This is a genomic window from Pseudomonas sp. NPDC087626 (assembly GCF_044743405.1).
Classification (GTDB): domain Bacteria; phylum Pseudomonadota; class Gammaproteobacteria; order Pseudomonadales; family Pseudomonadaceae; genus Aquipseudomonas.
Genome location: NZ_JBIUWJ010000022.1, coordinates 11143 through 27206 on the forward strand (window position 1 = coordinate 11143; position 16064 = coordinate 27206).

Genomic DNA, 16064 nt, shown 5'->3' on the forward strand with positions numbered 1-16064 from the left:
GGCGTTCGAAGAGGCGATCCACACTCACGCCTACCAGTACTGCATCGAATCGCTGGCCATGGATGAAGGCGAGATCTTCAACATGTACCACGAGATCCCATCGGTCGCGAAAAAAGCCACCTGGGGCCTGAAGTACACCCGTTCGATCTCCGATCCGAAGTTCGAAACCGGTACCGTCGAAACCGACAAAGAGTTGCTGCGTAACCTGATCGCCTACTACTGCGTTCTGGAAGGCATCTTCTTCTACTGCGGCTTCACCCAGATCCTCTCCATGGGTCGGCGCAACAAAATGACCGGCGTCGCCGAGCAGTTCCAGTACATCCTGCGCGACGAATCCATGCACCTGAACTTTGGCATCGACGTGATCAACCAGATCAAGATCGAAAACCCGCACCTGTGGGATGCCGAGATGAAGGAAGAAGCCAGCCAGATGATCCTGCAGGGCACCCAACTGGAAATCGAATACGCACGCGACACCATGCCGCGCGGCGTACTGGGCATGAACGCGGCGATGATGGAGGACTACCTCAAGTTCATCGCCAACCGTCGCCTGTCGCAGATCGGTTTGAAGGAAGAGTACCCAGGCACCACCAACCCATTCCCATGGATGAGCGAGATCATGGACTTGAAGAAAGAGAAGAACTTCTTCGAGACTCGGGTTATTGAATATCAGACTGGTGGGGCATTGAGCTGGGATTGATTCCTGACGCTCATCACTGCTGAGTCGATGATCTTAAAGAGCCCTGGATGCGTAATGCCTCCAGGGCTTTTTTGTGAGCCTTTACTGGTTGCTCCACTGATAACGGCAACCGCGGGCAAGCCTTGCTCCTACATCGGTGCACCAGGGTTGAAAACCATCAGCGCATCCCGCTATTAATACCTCTCCCCTCCAGGACTCGCGCCGCCATGAAATTCGACCTCGCCTACTGCATCAGCCTCGACGCCAAGCTGTCGATCTATGACGTGCGGGACCTGAATTTTGACGAGACGATGGCGTTCGACTCTGCGAAGGAACACTTCCAGTGCCCCAACGATGCCTGCCGCTTGGCCTTTGGAACCACCAATGTGCTGGGGACGATCAATGCCAAGAGCGTGAATTACATCCGCACGCCGCATTTCAAGAATGTGCCCAGCACCCGGCATGTGGAGGGCTGTCCATATGTCAGCCTGAAGACGTCGAGTACCGAGGGAGTGGAAACGGATGACGGGATTGAGGAGCATTTCCCGTCAGAACTGTTGCTGACCCGGCGTCAGTATGTGCGCATGCCCGCTAGCACCGAGGTGACTGCCGACAGGGTGCAGGATCAGATGCCAGCGACTCCGTACATCAGCCAGGGCGAGCACCCGATAGCAGAGTCAACGCCAGACAAGACCAGCGTGTTTGCCCATCCGGTGGAGTGTTTCGTTTCCAATTTCGAGAACAAGGACCTGCTCAAGCGCATGCCGCTGAAGATTGGCGAGCACACGGCGTCCTACGCCTCGTTCTTCAAGAAGATCGAATACCTGCAGGACAACAAGGGCCTGATTTACTGGGGCAGGATCAAGGAGATCAAGGACTACACCCAGAGCTTTCGCATCGACTTCGAGAAAAAGGCTTGGATCGAGAAGAAGCCCTACTCGGTGACCCTGTACCTGGGCAAGAAGCTGATCGACAGCTACCGCAAGCGCCAGGCGTTCCTCGAGGAGATCAAGCACGCCATCGAGAGCGAGCAGGAGCTGTATTGCTTTTTCTACGGCGTGACGCCGGAGTTGAAGCAGGTGCCAAGCAAGAAAAACCCCGAGCAGACGTTCGGGGTGTTCAGTGCCAACATCGAGAATCTGGATCACTTCATCATTCGGCAAGCGCCGCAGTTGCACGCCAAGTAGTCGTGGCGTGACGCTCAATTCATCGAATACCGGCACAAGCGTCTAGCGCCTGCCTCGACCGCACGATATCGCATCAATCAAAAAAATGAGTTTGATCCGGGCGCAAAACAACTGTACAAAAACACAGTGCTAATTGATTTGCCACTCTCGAGCCCGGAGAAACCCCATGGCCTCTATTGCGATGAAAATCACCCTGGAACGTATCGCCCTGTTCCAGTTCACCCCCAAACACAGCGCCCAGGCCCGTGCGATGCTGGGTTGGTCACTGGAGCAATTGTCCCGCGAGTCCGGGGTCAGCGTAGAAGCGATAGCGCGGTTCGAAGCCGGCGCCGAAGTGCTCGACGTCACCCGCCTGGCCCTGGCCTACAGGCTGGAGGCCGAGGGCCTGGTGTTCTTTCCCGGTTTTGCCCCAGGTCGGGGCATGAGCGTCAGAGGATCGGCACCGGATCCGGTGGGGCGAGCGGATTTCGCGATGATCGAGTGATCAACTCAAGTATTGCCAGCCCTAGCCATTGGCAACCGCCTGCTCACCCTGCTCTTCAACCTCAAGCCACCAAGCCTGCCCGTGTTGCGGCTGGCTGAGGTTGAAGGCTTCACCCATTTGTGGGGTGGTGATGGACACATTGTGTTCCCAGGCCAGGGCCAGGATACGGTCGAAAGGTTCGTGCCAGGCGTGCATCGACAAATCGAAGGTGCCGTTGTGAATCGGCAACAGCCAACGCCCCTTGAGGTCGAAGTGGGCTTGCAGGGTTTGTTCCGGTTGCATGTGGACCAGTGGCCAGTCGACGTTGTAGGCGCCAGTTTCCATCAGCGTCAGGTCGAAGGGTCCGAACTGTTCACCGATCGCCTTGAAGCCGTCGAAATAGCCGGTGTCACCGCTGAAGAAGATGCGCTTGTCGCCGTCGATGATCACCCATGAAGCCCAGAGGGTACTGTTGCCATCGAACAGGCCGCGACCGGAAAAATGCTGGGACGGTGTGGCGATGAAGTGAATCCCGTCGATCTGCGTGCCTTCCCACCAGTCGAGTTGACGCACCTTGTTGGCATCGACACCCCACTTGATCAAGGTCTCACCTACGCCCAACGGTGTGATGAAGTGGCGGGTCTTGTCTGCCAGCTTGATGACGGTCTGATGGTCGAGATGATCGTAGTGATCGTGGGACAGGATTACTGCTTCGATCTCAGGCAACTGATCAAGACTGATCGGCGGCTGATGAAAGCGCTTGGGTCCGGCCCACTGAACCGGGGAAGCACGCTCAGCGAAGACCGGGTCGGTGAGCCAGAACTTATCGCGCAACTTCAGCAGGACAGTGGAGTGGCCTAGCCGGAACACGCTGTGGTTGGGCGCGCTGTGCAACTGCTCGCGGGTCAGGCCTTGCACCGGAATCGCTCCGACTGGCCGAGTGTTACGCGGTTTGTTGAACAACATGTTCCAGAAGATTTGCACAGTCTTGCGCAAGCCAGGTTGGCGTACCGCTGTAGGGTTGCGGTAGCGGCCCTGCTCCTGGCGGGAGGTTTTCAGTTCTGTGGCGCTGTCCGCCTGGTAAGAGAAAGTGGCCATGTTCAAATGACTCCAGAAAAACCGCTGTAGCCGGTGATTTTCTTTTTCGGACAATAAAGGGCCAATGCACGCACGCGTCAGCCGCAAACTCTAATTTTAACCGCACAACTACACTGCACGGTGTAGTTTCAAGATTGCAACAAACCCTGGAATAAGTAAACTGCTGAGTGTAAGTGCTCACCCACTCTGCCGAAGCGTATTTATGACAGCTCCCCAGCGCCTGACCGACCGTAAACGCGAAGCCATTGTCCAGGCGGCGATCAACGAATTCCGTAGCAACGGTTTCGATATCACCAGCATGGACAAGATTGCGGCGACGGCGGGGGTATCCAAGCGCACCGTGTACAACCACTTTGCCAGCAAGGAAGAGTTGTTCGCCGAAATTCTCCAGCGTTTGTGGACCAACATTTGCGCCCAGGAAGACAGCGTCTACAGTCCCGGACAACCGCTGCGTGAGCAACTCGGGCAGCTACTGCACGGCAAGCTGGCGCTGTTGGCAGACAACAGCTTCCTCGACCTGGCTCGAGTGGCTATCGCCGCCACTATCCACTCACCCGAGCGTGCCCAGGACATTGTCCTGCGCATCGGCGAACGCGAGGAAGCCCTGACCGCCTGGATTCGTGCGGCACAGGCTGATGGCACACTCAAGCCGGTCGATCCCGACTTCGCCGCCCAGCAGTTGCATGGGATGCTCAAGGCTTTCGCCTTCTGGCCACAGATCTCCATGAACCAGCCAGTTCTGTCCGCCGAGATGCAGAGCACTGTCATCGAGTCGGCGCTGGACATGTTCCTGGCCTGTTATCAGCGCTGATCCGCCGCGCCAGCTACCCTGTACTACGCTGTCATGCCGCGGGCAAGTGCCGGGTGCGTGCACCTGGCCATCATCTGGCTGATGATCGCATCTGCAATAAATGACACTATTGACCTGTTTCTTCGATGGATCGCAGCCCAGGGTAAAACACCACAAAGTGTTTCAGGGCGACATGAGCGCAGTGAGCTATGCAAAATCAACGTGGCAAAGGCCTGTCATTTGCCAAACGTATCTATAAACCGCGGATTATTGGCCTGGGCATTGGCTGCATCAGTGTCGCTGCGGCGCTTTATCCCTTGGGAGTGCCCACCTGGGTCTGGGTACTGCTGGGCTTCAATGCCGTGTGCTGGGCGCACCTGGCCTATCATCTGGCGACCCGCTCCGCGTTCCCCTACCAGGCGGAACGTCGCAACCTGCTGGTCGACTCGTTGCTGGGCGGTTTCTGGGCCGCGACCATGCACTTCAACCCGCTGGCCACCGTGACCATCCTCTCGATGATGGCCATGAACAATGTGGCCGCCGGTGGGGTGCGCCTGTTGGTCCAGGGCAGCCTCGCCCAACTGCTGGGCATCGGCATTTCATGGGCGCTGCTGGGGGCCGGCTTCTCACCGCAAGTCAGCCAGCTCCAGGTGTATGCCTGCCTGCCGATGCTGACCCTCTACCCGCTTGCGGTGGGCATGGTCTGCTATCGACTGACGATCAAGCTGTCCGAGCACAAACGCGCCCTGAGTGCCTTGAGCCGCACAGACAGCCTGACCGGCCTGCTCAATCACGGCGCCTGGAAAGACCTGCTTCAGGACAGCTTCCACGAGTGCCAACGGCAACAAGTCCAGGCCACCATTGGCCTGATCGACATCGATCACTTCAAGGCCATCAATGACACCTACGGGCATATTGTCGGCGACGGCGTATTGCGCCAACTCAGCGCCGAACTCAAGCTCAACCTGCGGCAAAACGACCTGGCGGGACGCTACGGCGGCGATGAATTCTGTGTGATTCTGCCGAACCTGCCACAGGACCAGGCCATCGAGGTGATGGAGCGTCTACGCCTGGTCTTCGCCGACTATCGCCACCCTGCCATCGCGCAGTTGAAGGTCAGCTTGAGCATTGGCCTGGCCACCTATCAGACGAATTTCAGCGAGGCCGGGCAGTGGCTCGAGGCTGCCGACAAGGCGCTGTACAGTGCCAAGAGCAATGGTCGCAACAGAACCAGCAGCGCCCACGCCAGCACCACAGATCCGGCATGAGTGCAGCACCGTGAGGGTTATAGTGAACCTCAGTCCCCCCGGCCCTGCAGAGACCCTCATGAACCCAACCAAAACGCCGACATCCCCCGCAGCACCCGTCGACCACCTGCGTTTTCACCGTCCCCACGCGCATCTGGCCGCGACCTTCGGTAACGATACCTTCGCCTTGAAAGCCGAGGCCTTTGCGCGCTTTTTCGGCACGCCGACCTTTCTCGGTGCCCAGACCCTGATCGTCGCCGCCTGGATCGTCCTCAACGTTACTGGGGGGACCCGCTTCGATGTCTACCCATTCATCCTGCTCAACCTGGCATTCAGCCTGCAGGCGGCCTACGCTGCGCCTTTGATCCTGCTGGCGCAAACCCGTCAGGCCGCGCGCGACAAGGCCCAGTCCGATGCCGACGCGCAACACCGAGAGGCGCTGGCCGTGGCCAATGCCGAACGCCAGGCGCAAGCGGCGCAGAATGCCGCCCAATTGCTGGAACTGCTGGAACAAAACACCCGACTCACAGAAATGACCAAGACCCTGACCGAGCGCATTGAAAACCTCACCTCACAGGTGCATCAGCACGTCCTGGGCCAGCAACCACCCCAAGCCTGACGCCACCCTAGGCGGGCAAACGAATGGCCCGCGCCAGCTCATCGAACAGGGTCACTACCGAGCGCAGCGCGCGGCAGTCCGGACGGGTCAGCAACCACAGGCTGGTGTCGTAGCCCATCAAGGGTTCGGTCAGCGGGCGCAGCCCCTGGCCTGGATCGATCAGAAAGTCCGGCAAGGCCGCGACCCCCAACCCCGCCCGCACCAACTCAGTCACCGCGAGCATGCTGTTGCAGCGATAGCTCGGCTGCACGCCCGGTAGTTGCTGGCGTCGCCAGGTGACGGTGGGATGGTCCGGGAGGAAGTCATCCGGCGCGATCCAGCTCAGGCGTGCGAGGTCGCCCGGATCGACCGACTGCAGGTAATTCACGCTGGCGCACACCCGATAGGACACGGTCGCCAGGCGTCGGCCCACCAGATGCTCCGGTGGCGCCCGGGTCAGGCGCAGGGCAATGTCGGCATCGCGGCGGCTGAGGTTGGCAAAGTCGTTGGAGGTGCTCAGCTCCAGGGTCAACGCCGGATAACCCGGCATGAACTGCGCCAAGGCTGGCAGCAACAAGGCATGCAAGACCGAGTCGGTGCAGGTCAAGCGCACCGTGCCGCTGATGACTTCGCCGCCTTGCTCCACCCCGACCCGCGCCGCATCCAGCGCCTGTTCGGCACGTTCGGCCTGCTCGGCCAGGGTTTGCGCGAGGCTGGTGGGCAGGTAGCCGGCGCGACTTTTCTCGAACAGCGCCTGGCCCAAGCCGGCTTCCAGGCGCCGGACCGCACGAAACACCGTCGAGACGTCAACCTTGAGCAACGCGGCGGCCCGGGCCAGCGAACCGCCGCGGACCAACGCCAGGACCAGCACCAGGTCGGGGTAGTCCAGTTGATAGTGCGTAGCTGCATTGATCACTTGGGTAAACGCCAATATTGATTGCGTGAACGCCAATCTATAGTACCCCCCAACCACCGACAAGTCTTGGAGACGCCATGTCCAATCCAGCCCACCTGCGCATTGCCCTGATCGGCGACTACGACCCGCAGGTCCTCGCCCACCAGGCCATTCCCCTGGCCCTGAACCTGGCCGCCCAACACTTGGGGCGGGACGTACAGTCGCAGTGGCTGGCCACCGAGCGGATCGACAGCCAGACCCACTTCAGCGACTTCGACGGCTTCTGGTGCGTGCCCGCTAGCCCTTACCGCAACACCGACGGTGCGTTGCGGGCGATTCAGTTTGCCCGGCAAGCGCAGCGGCCGTTCCTTGGCACCTGCGGTGGATTTCAACACGCGGTGCTGGAGTTCGCCCGCCATGTCCTGGGCTGGACCGATGCCGAGCATGGCGAAACCTCGCCCGAAGCCACGCGCGCCGTGATCACGCCCCTGGCTTGCGCCCTGGTCGAGGCCGTCGACAGCATCCAGTTGCGCGAGGGCTCGCTGATTGCCGCGGCCTACGCCAGCCAGCACATCAGCGAAGGCTACCGCTGCCGCTACGGGATCAACCCCGAGTTCGCCGACGCCCTGCAAAGCCACGGCCTGCGCGCCACGGGCCATGACTCTGGAGGTGATCTGCGGGTCATCGAATTGCAGGGCCATCCGTTCTTCGTCGCCAGCCTGTTTCAACCCGAACGGGCTGCGCTCAAGGGCCGGTTACCGCCCTTGGTCAACGCCTTTGTCGAGGCCTGCGCGAGGAATCCGCGATGATCGCCAGCACCCCAGCCGCCCCCTATTACGCGGTGATCTTTACCTCGCTGCGCACGGCAGGCGATCAAGGCTACGACCAGGCGGCCCAGCGCATGGTCGAGCTGGCCCGCGAGCAACCGGGGTTTCTCGGCGTGGAATCAGCACGTGGTGAGGATGGCCTGGGCATCACGGTTTCCTACTGGAGCGACGAAGCGGCGATCCTCGCCTGGAAGCGCCACGCCGAACACAGTGCCGTCCGCGAGCAAGGTCGCGCCACCTGGTATCAGGCGTTTCACACCCGGGTGTGCAAGGTCGAGCGCTCGTATGCCTTCGCAACCTAAGCCGGCACCCGCTGGCGCAGCGCCGAAATCTCCGGCACATCGGCGCGGCGCATGTATACCCGCAGGGGTTCGCTGATGTTGATTCGGTCGTCGATGTTCTGATCCAGCAACAGCTGGATCAATTGGCGCTTGAGGGTCATGGCCTGATCCGGGCCTGGGGCCCAGACGAACTCGCTGGTGGGGATGATGCCGTCATCGGCGACGTCCATGCCGAACGAGTCTTCGCTGAAGCGCACGATGTACTGGCCAGTCTTGCGGTTGAGGCCGACAAAGCCGTGGAGTTGGTCGGCGGCCTGGCAGATGAGTTGCGAAGTGATGCGCATGATAAACCTCACGAAAGGTCCCAATGGACCGCTGATCAATGGTTTACACGCAGGGCAAGCATCCGGGTTTCCCTCTGCCGGGGAAACTGCCGGGGCCAAGAATACTGCAAAGTCGCGCACAAAAGCGCGGAAAAAGCGTCTGGAGCGGGGTTTATGTCGGTGCTGCGATAGCACAACTGTCGCTCAGTTGTTAAAAGGTAGTCCTTTGCAAAACGACTGACGAAAGGACCTCGACCATGCCTGTCAACTTCACCCACAGCGCCCTGCTGCTGAGCCTGATGCTCGGCGTCGGCCAGGCACAGGCTCTCAGCCAACCCGGTCCGAACGCGCTGGCCACCGCCAACGGCATCCCGCACCCGGCCGTGATCGCCCACCGCGGCGCCTCCTTCGATGCCCCGGAATCCACCGCCGCCGCCTACAAACTGGCGCGCGACCTGGGGGCCGACTACCTGGAACTGGACCTGCAGCGCAGCAAGGACGGCGTGTTGTTCGCCCTGCACGACGACGACCTGCAACGCACCACCGACGTTGCCAGAAAATTCCCTGATCGCAAGGACAGCCCGGCCAACGCCTTCACCCTCGCCGAACTGAAAACCCTCGATGCTGGCAGCTGGTTCAACAGCGCCTACCCGGATCGCGCCCGCCCTGCGTATGCAGGCCTGAAAATCCTGACTCTGGACGAAGTCATCGACATCGCCCAAGGCAACCCGCTGCACAAACCCGGCTTATACATCGAGACCAAGGAGCCCCAGCAATTCCCGGGGATCGAACGCGACCTCAAGGACAAGCTGCAAGACCGCGGCTGGCTCAGCCCAGCCGGCTCCAAGCTGGCCAAGAGCGCGCTGGGTGTGGGCCAGGGCAAAGGCAAGGTCGTGCTGCAGACCTTCGACAAAAACAGCCTGCAGATGCTGCACCAGGAAATGCCCCAGGTGCCGAAGATCCTGCTGCTGTGGGTCGCCGAGGGCAGCATCGAGCCCAAGTCCAAGGTCAAGTTCGCCGAGTCCGGGGACAAGGACAAGGCCACCTTCTATGCCAGGCAGCAACCCAAGGACCACGCCGCCTTCGAGCAATGGGTCGACTACGCCAAGGCCCAGGGCGCAATCGGCACGGGCCCGTCCGCGACCCTGACGCACCTCGGTGACCAGAGTTATGCCAACCTCGTACAGCCCTGGATGAACCAGTACACCCACGACCAGGGCCTGCTGGTGCACGTCTACACCATCGACGAAGACGTCGACTTCCAGAAAGTGATGGACGCCGGAGTCGACGGCATCTTCACCAACCGCGCCAGCGAACTGCTCAAGTACTACCAGCGCCCGGCAACCGGCAGCGTGGCCCAGTTGCTTGAACGCAACGGCTACTGAGTGAGCAACGAGCACGAGTGGAAAGGCCAACTGTGGCTGGGCCGCGACTATGGCCTGGTCCACGGCAGTTTGGGGCGCACCGCGCCCCATGCGCACTACGCCCATCAGTTGATCATCGCTGGCGGCCAACCGCTGCAGGTCAGCCTGGAGGGTACCCCCCAGGTCACCGGCCGGCTGTTTATCGAATCGCTGCGCACGCACGCCATCATGCACGGCTCGGACAACGTCCTGTGTATCTACGCCGAGCCCTTGATGTTCGAGGCCCAGGCCCTGCAGGACTGCCTGGCCGACGTCGAGCCGTCCTTGCCGGCCATTGCCCAGGCTGTGCTGCAGTGCCCACGGCGCCCTTTCAACGACCCACGCATCGGCCGTGCCCTGCAGGCCCTGGATGGCTTGCTGGCAGGCAAGGTCTCGGCGGCGTCCCTGGCCGCGCAGGCCCATGTTTCCCTGAGCCAACTGGAGCGGCTGTTCGCCCGCCAGGTTGGTCTACCCGTTCGGCGCCTGGTGCTCTGGCGCCGTCTGCGCCTGGCCATGGCGCTGATGCTGTCTGGCAGCAATCTCACAGTGGCCGCCCACGATGCGGGGTTCGCCGACGCCGCGCACCTGTCGCGCAGCCTGAAGAAAATCTTCGGGGTGACCGCCAGCCAGGGCTTGAACGGCCTGGATATCCGCCTGCTCGACTGAGCCGTTAGCGACGCAACGCCTCTGGCACCTGCGGCTCGTCACTGAATTGCTCGGGCTTGAACGGCTCCAGCAGTTGCTCGACATACCCCTGGGGATAATCCGCGCGATTGCCAATCCCCAGCTCACCCTGCCTGATCGAATACGCGCCGGCGTGCAGGGCAGTGCCGAGCAAACGGTCCCACAGATTGAAAAACAGACCGAAATTCACATTGCCCGCTGCACCGTACTTCATGTGGTGCAGGCGGTGGACCGGCGCCCAGGCGAACACCTGGGACAACACTCCCGGGGTCATGTCGACGTTGGAGTGCTGCAACAGCAACTGCAGACTGATGGCGAACGCCAGCAGCAAGGCCACGTCCAGCGGAATACCCAGCACGATCAAGGGCAAAAACCCCACCGCCGCCTCGAGCATCTGGTGCAGCGGATGTTTCATCAAGCCGTTGAAGCCATAGAGCCGCTGGACACTGTGATGCACCGCATGCAACCGCCACATCCAGGGCACGTGGTGACTGACGTGGTGGGTCAGGCTGACGCCCGCATCGGCAATCCCGATCGCCAGCAGCAACTGCCCCCACAGCGGCCAACTGCCGGGCCACAGGCCCTCGAACGACAACAGCGCCACCAGCCCCGGTAAAATCAGCAACGCCAGCCCATTGCAGGCTTCGTTGACCAGTGCATGGGCCACATCGCGCCAGCCATCACCCTGGTTGCGGTTCCACTGCGGTTCATACGGCAGCGCCCGTTCGGCCAGGAACGACACCAGCAGGGCACAGAGAAAAATCACCAGCAGCCACCCGGGCGAACGGCCTGCGACACCGACTACAGCGATACCGAGAGCGAGGAATCCACCCAGGAAAACCGGGGCATACAGCGTTGTTAACCAGCGTTTCATATGAACCTCCCTTGACGTGGGTCCAGCATGAAACGCTTTGATATGCGAGGATTGAACAAATGGCGCAAAGCGCGGCCGGCGTGGATTAAGGATCAATTAAGTTGCGCCGGTTAACCTGATCCCACTTAAACAGCTCAACCAAGGAATGACCCCATGAAAAAGTTGACCACCCTGTTCACCGCCGCTGCCCTGACCCTGACCGCCGGTTTCGCCATGGCTGACGTGCGCCCGGACCAGATCCCGGGGCTGCTCAAGGCCGGCACCATCATGGACTTTGAAAAGCTCAACCAGGCGGCCCTCGCCCAACACCCAGGCACCACCGCGGCCAACATCACCGACACCGAACTGGACCATAACGCCACCACCGGCGCCTATGTCTACGAAGTGGAAATCCGTGATGCCAAGAATGTCGAGTGGGACGTCAAGCTCGACGCCAAGACCGGCGCAGTCCTGAGCAACGTGCAAGACAAGTAAAAACACGCTGCAAAAAAGCCGCACAACCTTTGGGATGTGCGGCTTTTTTACGTGGACGAAATAGCCACACCTCAAAACTGCACAAGGCGTACGCTGGTTGGCTAGACTCCGACCAGCCCCCCTTTGCAGAGACCCTTGGCCCATGAGCCCAACAGTGGCAGCCGATATCGCGACCATCGGTCGCATCAGTGCAGTGCCCGCCATGCTCCAGGTCATTCGAGACATGACGGGCCTGCGTTTCGCGGCGGTGGCGCGGGTCACCGGAACCTCCTGGACCGCCTGTGCGGTGCTCGACCAGCTGGATTTCGGCCTGTTGGTGGGCGGCGAACTGGACATTGCCAGCACCCTCTGCCACCAGGTTCGCGCCAGCCATCTGCCGGTGGTGATCGACAAGGCCAGTGACGATCCCCTGTATTGCCAGCACCACACCCCCAGGCTGTACCAGTTCGAAAGTTACATCTCGGTGCCGGTGTTCCGCACCGATGGACGTTTCTTCGGCACCATTTGCGCACTCGACCCCAATCCCGCCGAGCTCAGGTCCAGCACCATCCAGAGCACCGTGGAATCTTTTGCGCGCCTGCTGTCGTTGCAGATCGAGGCCGAAGAGAACCTGCAGCAAACCGAGGCCCAGCTACGCGAGGAACGCCACTCGGCCGAGTTGCGTGAACAGTTCATCGCCGTGCTCGGCCATGACCTGCGCAACCCGCTGTTTGCCATCACCATGGCTGCCGAACGCGTGTTGCACAAACATCCCAACCCGACCACCGACACCCTGCTCCAACACATCCTCGACAGCGGACGCCGGGCCTCGCAGCTGGTCGAGGACATCCTCGACTTTGCCCGTGGGCGCATGGGTGGCGGGATTCCGGTGGTGATCGCCGCCTGCCCGGACCTCGAACAAACCCTGCAGCAGGTGATCAGCGAAGTGCGTTGCGTCCATCCGCAGCGCCAGATCGTCGCCCGTTTTGGCGAGCTGACAGCCATTCACTGTGACCGCGAAAGAGTCGCACAACTGCTCTCCAACCTGGTCGCCAACGCGGTCGTCCATGGCGCCGCCGATGGCACCATTGAAGTCAGCGCACAGGTCGAGCAGGGACGTTTTGTGCTCCAGGTGAAAAACCAGGGCGAGATTGCCGAATCAGTCCTGCCCCAGTTGTTCCAGCCCTACTCCAGACCGGCCAGCGGAACACCCCAGGCCGGCCTCGGCCTGGGCTTGTACATTGCCAGCCAGATCGCCCGCTCCCATGCCGGCGACCTCGAGGTGACCTCCTCTGAACAGGACGGCACCCTGTTCACCTTCAGCCTGCCGCTCACTGCCCAGCACTGAGCGGCCAACGCCTCAGGCACTCAGGCGCGCCGTCACTGCATTGAGTTGGCCAGACAAACCGTGCAGGTTATTGCTCGCCGCTTCAGTGCGCTGCACGTTGTCCAGGTTGGTGCTGGCGATGCTGGTGATCTCGGTCAGGTTGCGTGAAATATCCTCGGCCACCGAGGTCTGCTCCTCGGCTGCGGTGGCGATCTGGCGGTTCATGTCGCGAATCGCTTCCACCGACTCGGTGATGCGCTCCAGCATCAGCCCGGCCTGGGTCACCTGCTCGACGCTCTCGTTGCTGCGCGACTGACCGCTTTCAATCGCCAGCGCCGCGTCCACGGCACCGGTCTGCACGCTCTGGATGATCTGGTTGATCTCGATGATCGAGGCCGCCGTGCGTTGGGCCAGGCTGCGTACTTCATCGGCGACCACGGCAAAACCGCGCCCGGCTTCACCGGCGCGCGCCGCTTCGATGGCCGCGTTGAGCGCCAGCAGATTGGTCTGTTCGGCAATCCCGCGGATCACTTCCAGGACCTTGCCGATACGCCCGCTGTCGGTTTCCAGGCGGCGGATCACGGTGGCGGTGTTGGCAATTTCCCCGCGCATCTGGGTGATCGAATCAATGGTGCTCTGCATCACCAGCTCCCCCTGCTGGGCCGACTGGTCCGCATCATCCGCCGCGCGCGCGGCAGCGGCGGCATGGCGCGCAACCTCCTGGGCGGTGGCGGACATTTCGTTCATCGCGGTCGCCACCTGATCGGTACGACTGAACTGCTCGTTGGTGCCCTGGGACATCAGCCCGGCGATGGAATTGAGTTCGCCGCTGGCGCTGTCCAGGTCCGTGGCACTGCGCTGCAGGCGGGCAAAGGTTTCAGCGAGAAAATCGCGCAGGGTGTTGGCGGCAACCGCCAGGCGACCCAGCTCATCCTGCCGATCACTGGCGACCCGGGCGCTGAATCGGCCCTGGCTCAACTGGGCAACATAGTCGATCAATTGGCGGATCGGCTCCACCAGATGACGATTGACCAGCCACAGGCTGAACAGCCCGATCAGCAGCGCCGAGAACAGCATCACCACCATCCCCAGCAACACGGTGCGCTCGGCGCTGGCGCTGATCTGCAGTGATTGCTGGTTGCCGCGCTGGCGCAACTCACTGACCAGCTCGCTCATCTGCTCGCTGGTGGCACGGTCCACCCCCTTGACCGCATTGTCGCCGGCGGCTGGATCGGCACCCGCCGCCAGATACGCCGCGCGACCTTGCTGGTAGGCGCCACCCAGGACTCGATGGGCCTCGCGCAGACTGTCGATGCGCGCCTTCAGCGCGGGCTCGAGCCCGGGTTGGCGCACCAGTTCGCCAAGGATGTTCTGCACGTCGCCCTGGCGCGCCTGGAACTGCGCCCAGTACTTGTCCCCTTCAGCCGGTTGCTTGCCGCGCAACAGCACGTTTTTCCACTCCTGGACCTGCACCTTGAATTGCAGGTTGGCCTCGTCGATCAACTGCGAGGTATGCAGGGGACCTTCGATCAGGTTGCGGTAACTCTGCACCCCGACGGAGAGGAAGTGAAAGCTGGCCAGGGCGATCAACAACATCGCCAACAGGCTACCGCTCAGCAACGCGAGGATTTTGGCTCTCAGGGATTTTTGCAAAAACATCGAGTGATATCTCATGACAGGAATAAGGCGGACACCGAAGTGCGCAGACCAGCCTAGCCGTCATCGGCCCTGACGAGGATTTCTTGAGCCGCGCTGACCAGCGGTTTAGAGCCTCTGCCGCCGTTCGTCAAAGCGTCACGAAACGGTCAGATTGGCTTGCCATGATGCCGCTCAAGCGCCGCTGTGAATTGCATGGCGGCCGGAGACGCCATGAACCACAGCATCGACCAACGCCACCGCGACGCCGATCTTTTTGGCCTGCTCTACGGGTTCAGCTTTCGCCCCGGCGAACCCGCTCGGGAAATCACCTCGGCCCAGGCCCTGCAGCGCCTGCAACAGCCCGACAGTGCCGATGAGTTTCTCTGGCTGCACCTGAACCTGGCCCACGCGGCCTGCGAGCGCTGGATGAAAGCGCACCTGGCGTTACCCGAAGAATTCTTCGAAGCCCTGCATGAGGGCTCGCGCTCGACCCGCATCGAGCACGTCGACTCGGCCTTGCTGGCGGTGGTCAACGATGTGGTGTTCAACCTCAGCAACCTGGTGTCATCGGATGTCTCGACTCTGTGGGTCTGCGCCCGCAGTCGGCTGATCATCAGCGCACGCCTGCAACCGCTGCACTCGGTGGACAAACTGCGCTCCTCGGTCAAGGCCGGTGAGTGCTTTCGCTCACCCCTGGAGTTGCTGGTGCATCTGCTGCGCGACCAGGGCGAGGTGCTGACCCAGATCGTGCGCAAGACCAGCCTCAGCGTGGATCAGGTCGAGGACCAGTTGCTGTCCTCGCGACTGTCCACCAACCGTGCCGAACTCGGTGCCAACCGTCGCGTGCTGGTGCGCCTGCAACGCCTGCTGGCGCTGGAACCCGGTTCCCTGCTCCGCCTGCTCAACCGTCCGCCGCAGTGGTTGCAGAAGGACGACGTCAAGGAGCTGCGCAAATCCACCGAAGAATTTGCGCTGATCATCAACGACCTCACGGCCCTGGGCGAGCGGATCAAGCTGCTGCAGGAGGAAATCGCCGCCAACCTCAACGAACAGAGCAACCGCACCCTGTTCACCCTGACCGTGGTCACCGTACTGGCCCTGCCGATCAACATCATTGCCGGCTTCTTCGGCATGAACGTCGGCGGCGTACCGCTGTCTGGCGACCCGCACGGATTCTGGGTGTTGGTGGCGCTGGTCGCCAGCTTTACCGTGATTGCCGGACGCTGGGCGTTTCGCAAGCGTGGGGATTGCTGACGCCGTCTGTGCACTGCGGCCGTTAACGCAGCCTCGCGGGCTC

At 61.6% G+C, this 16064-nt stretch carries 18 protein-coding genes and 1 pseudogene; 13 read left to right on the forward strand and 6 right to left on the reverse strand.

Annotated elements, in window-relative coordinates:
- From ACIOVD_RS18330 to ACIOVD_RS18340, 3 genes are all read left to right on the forward strand, one after another.
- Window positions 1-700, forward strand: a 700-nt coding sequence (locus ACIOVD_RS18330) for a ribonucleotide-diphosphate reductase subunit beta (RefSeq protein WP_401129475.1), incomplete at its 5' end; no start/stop codon positions are given.
- 206 nt (window positions 701-906) lie between these two features.
- Window positions 907-1866, forward strand: coding sequence for a hypothetical protein (locus tag ACIOVD_RS18335; RefSeq protein WP_401129477.1), 960 nt, complete (start codon window positions 907-909; stop codon window positions 1864-1866).
- Between the two features lie 166 nt (window positions 1867-2032).
- The gene (locus tag ACIOVD_RS18340) at window positions 2033-2350 is read left to right on the forward strand and encodes a helix-turn-helix transcriptional regulator (RefSeq protein WP_095169766.1); all 318 of its coding nucleotides are present in this window, start codon (window positions 2033-2035) and stop codon (window positions 2348-2350) included.
- Window positions 2351-2371: 21 nt separating this feature from the next.
- On the opposite strand, the gene ACIOVD_RS18345 is transcribed toward ACIOVD_RS18340, so the two are convergent.
- A complete protein-coding gene (locus ACIOVD_RS18345) occupies window positions 2372-3427 on the reverse strand; it encodes an MBL fold metallo-hydrolase (RefSeq protein ID WP_401129479.1) in 1056 nt (351 codons plus the stop codon).
- 202 nt (window positions 3428-3629) lie between these two features.
- On the opposite strand from ACIOVD_RS18345, the gene ACIOVD_RS18350 reads away from it, so the two are divergent.
- From ACIOVD_RS18350 to ACIOVD_RS18360, 3 genes are all read left to right on the forward strand, one after another.
- Window positions 3630-4238, forward strand: a complete 609-nt coding sequence (locus ACIOVD_RS18350; protein WP_401129481.1) for a TetR/AcrR family transcriptional regulator — start codon at window positions 3630-3632, stop codon at window positions 4236-4238.
- Window positions 4239-4426: 188 nt separating this feature from the next.
- Entirely contained in the window at window positions 4427-5485 is a 1059-nt protein-coding gene (locus ACIOVD_RS18355; RefSeq protein ID WP_095169769.1) for a diguanylate cyclase, read from the forward strand.
- A 58-nt stretch (window positions 5486-5543) separates the two neighbouring features.
- A complete protein-coding gene (locus ACIOVD_RS18360) occupies window positions 5544-6083 on the forward strand; it encodes a DUF1003 domain-containing protein (protein ID WP_401129484.1) in 540 nt (179 codons plus the stop codon).
- A 7-nt stretch (window positions 6084-6090) separates the two neighbouring features.
- Here ACIOVD_RS18360 and ACIOVD_RS18365 read toward each other — a convergent pair whose 3' ends face one another.
- Window positions 6091-7041, reverse strand: a complete 951-nt coding sequence (locus ACIOVD_RS18365) for a LysR family transcriptional regulator (protein ID WP_401129486.1) — start codon at window positions 7039-7041, stop codon at window positions 6091-6093.
- 14 nt (window positions 7042-7055) lie between these two features.
- Between ACIOVD_RS18365 and ACIOVD_RS18370 the strand changes: the two genes are divergently transcribed.
- Together ACIOVD_RS18370 and ACIOVD_RS18375 are read left to right on the forward strand one after the other, a co-directional pair.
- The gene (locus tag ACIOVD_RS18370) at window positions 7056-7766 is read left to right on the forward strand and encodes a CTP synthase (RefSeq protein ID WP_401129488.1); all 711 of its coding nucleotides are present in this window, start codon (window positions 7056-7058) and stop codon (window positions 7764-7766) included.
- Complete coding sequence (locus tag ACIOVD_RS18375) at window positions 7763-8086, forward strand: antibiotic biosynthesis monooxygenase (RefSeq protein WP_095169773.1); 324 nt, start codon at window positions 7763-7765, stop codon at window positions 8084-8086. The genes ACIOVD_RS18370 and ACIOVD_RS18375 overlap by 4 nt, the downstream gene beginning before the upstream one ends.
- On the opposite strand, the gene ACIOVD_RS18380 is transcribed toward ACIOVD_RS18375, so the two are convergent.
- Entirely contained in the window at window positions 8083-8409 is a 327-nt protein-coding gene (locus ACIOVD_RS18380; protein ID WP_095169774.1) for a DUF2025 family protein, read from the reverse strand. The genes ACIOVD_RS18375 and ACIOVD_RS18380 overlap by 4 nt on opposite strands.
- 236 nt (window positions 8410-8645) lie before the next feature.
- On the opposite strand from ACIOVD_RS18380, the gene ACIOVD_RS18385 reads away from it, so the two are divergent.
- Both ACIOVD_RS18385 and ACIOVD_RS18390 read left to right on the forward strand, forming a co-directional pair.
- Window positions 8646-9773, forward strand: coding sequence for a glycerophosphodiester phosphodiesterase (locus tag ACIOVD_RS18385; protein ID WP_401129491.1), 1128 nt, complete (start codon window positions 8646-8648; stop codon window positions 9771-9773).
- Complete coding sequence (locus tag ACIOVD_RS18390) at window positions 9774-10457, forward strand: helix-turn-helix domain-containing protein (RefSeq protein ID WP_401129493.1); 684 nt, start codon at window positions 9774-9776, stop codon at window positions 10455-10457.
- 4 nt (window positions 10458-10461) lie between these two features.
- Here ACIOVD_RS18390 and ACIOVD_RS18395 read toward each other — a convergent pair whose 3' ends face one another.
- A complete protein-coding gene (locus tag ACIOVD_RS18395) occupies window positions 10462-11349 on the reverse strand; it encodes a sterol desaturase family protein (protein ID WP_401129495.1) in 888 nt (295 codons plus the stop codon).
- 153 nt (window positions 11350-11502) lie between these two features.
- Here ACIOVD_RS18395 and ACIOVD_RS18400 point away from each other — a divergent pair, with 153 nt between their 5' ends.
- Together ACIOVD_RS18400 and ACIOVD_RS18405 are read left to right on the forward strand one after the other, a co-directional pair.
- Window positions 11503-11823, forward strand: coding sequence for a PepSY domain-containing protein (locus tag ACIOVD_RS18400; RefSeq protein ID WP_401129497.1), 321 nt, complete (start codon window positions 11503-11505; stop codon window positions 11821-11823).
- A gap of 142 nt (window positions 11824-11965) precedes the next feature.
- Window positions 11966-13150, forward strand: a complete 1185-nt coding sequence (locus ACIOVD_RS18405; protein WP_401129499.1) for an ATP-binding protein — start codon at window positions 11966-11968, stop codon at window positions 13148-13150.
- 12 nt (window positions 13151-13162) lie between these two features.
- Here the strand turns inward: ACIOVD_RS18405 and ACIOVD_RS18410 are convergent, their stop codons facing one another.
- Window positions 13163-13930: a methyl-accepting chemotaxis protein gene (locus ACIOVD_RS18410; RefSeq protein WP_371917600.1), complete on the reverse strand. Its 768-nt coding sequence runs from the start codon at window positions 13928-13930 to the stop codon at window positions 13163-13165.
- A gap of 165 nt (window positions 13931-14095) precedes the next feature.
- Window positions 14096-14803 (reverse strand): annotated as a pseudogene (locus ACIOVD_RS18415) (methyl-accepting chemotaxis protein); the annotation flags it as partial.
- Window positions 14804-14998: 195 nt separating this feature from the next.
- Between ACIOVD_RS18415 and ACIOVD_RS18420 the strand changes: the two are divergent.
- On the forward strand, window positions 14999-16021 hold the full coding sequence (locus ACIOVD_RS18420) for a transporter (RefSeq protein WP_401129501.1): 1023 nt from the start codon (window positions 14999-15001) through the stop codon (window positions 16019-16021).
- The last annotated feature ends 43 nt before the right edge of the window (window positions 16022-16064 follow it).

Bases quoted from the DNA above. Each gene is read 5' to 3' on its own strand.
- ACIOVD_RS18335 (WP_401129477.1), top strand. From the start codon at position 907: ATGAAATTCGACCTCGCCTACTGCATCAGCCTCGACGCCAAGCTGTCG.
- ACIOVD_RS18340 (WP_095169766.1), top strand. From the start codon at position 2,033: ATGGCCTCTATTGCGATGAAAATCACCCTGGAACGTATCGCCCTGTTC.
- ACIOVD_RS18345 (WP_401129479.1), bottom strand. From the start codon at position 3,427: ATGGCCACTTTCTCTTACCAGGCGGACAGCGCCACAGAACTGAAAACC.
- ACIOVD_RS18350 (WP_401129481.1), top strand. From the start codon at position 3,630: ATGACAGCTCCCCAGCGCCTGACCGACCGTAAACGCGAAGCCATTGTC.
- ACIOVD_RS18355 (WP_095169769.1), top strand. From the start codon at position 4,427: ATGCAAAATCAACGTGGCAAAGGCCTGTCATTTGCCAAACGTATCTAT.
- ACIOVD_RS18360 (WP_401129484.1), top strand. From the start codon at position 5,544: ATGAACCCAACCAAAACGCCGACATCCCCCGCAGCACCCGTCGACCAC.
- ACIOVD_RS18370 (WP_401129488.1), top strand. From the start codon at position 7,056: ATGTCCAATCCAGCCCACCTGCGCATTGCCCTGATCGGCGACTACGAC.
- ACIOVD_RS18375 (WP_095169773.1), top strand. From the start codon at position 7,763: ATGATCGCCAGCACCCCAGCCGCCCCCTATTACGCGGTGATCTTTACC.
- ACIOVD_RS18380 (WP_095169774.1), bottom strand. From the start codon at position 8,409: ATGCGCATCACTTCGCAACTCATCTGCCAGGCCGCCGACCAACTCCAC.
- ACIOVD_RS18385 (WP_401129491.1), top strand. From the start codon at position 8,646: ATGCCTGTCAACTTCACCCACAGCGCCCTGCTGCTGAGCCTGATGCTC.
- ACIOVD_RS18395 (WP_401129495.1), bottom strand. From the start codon at position 11,349: ATGAAACGCTGGTTAACAACGCTGTATGCCCCGGTTTTCCTGGGTGGA.
- ACIOVD_RS18400 (WP_401129497.1), top strand. From the start codon at position 11,503: ATGAAAAAGTTGACCACCCTGTTCACCGCCGCTGCCCTGACCCTGACC.
- ACIOVD_RS18405 (WP_401129499.1), top strand. From the start codon at position 11,966: ATGAGCCCAACAGTGGCAGCCGATATCGCGACCATCGGTCGCATCAGT.
- ACIOVD_RS18410 (WP_371917600.1), bottom strand. From the start codon at position 13,930: ATGTCCCAGGGCACCAACGAGCAGTTCAGTCGTACCGATCAGGTGGCG.
- ACIOVD_RS18420 (WP_401129501.1), top strand. From the start codon at position 14,999: ATGAACCACAGCATCGACCAACGCCACCGCGACGCCGATCTTTTTGGC.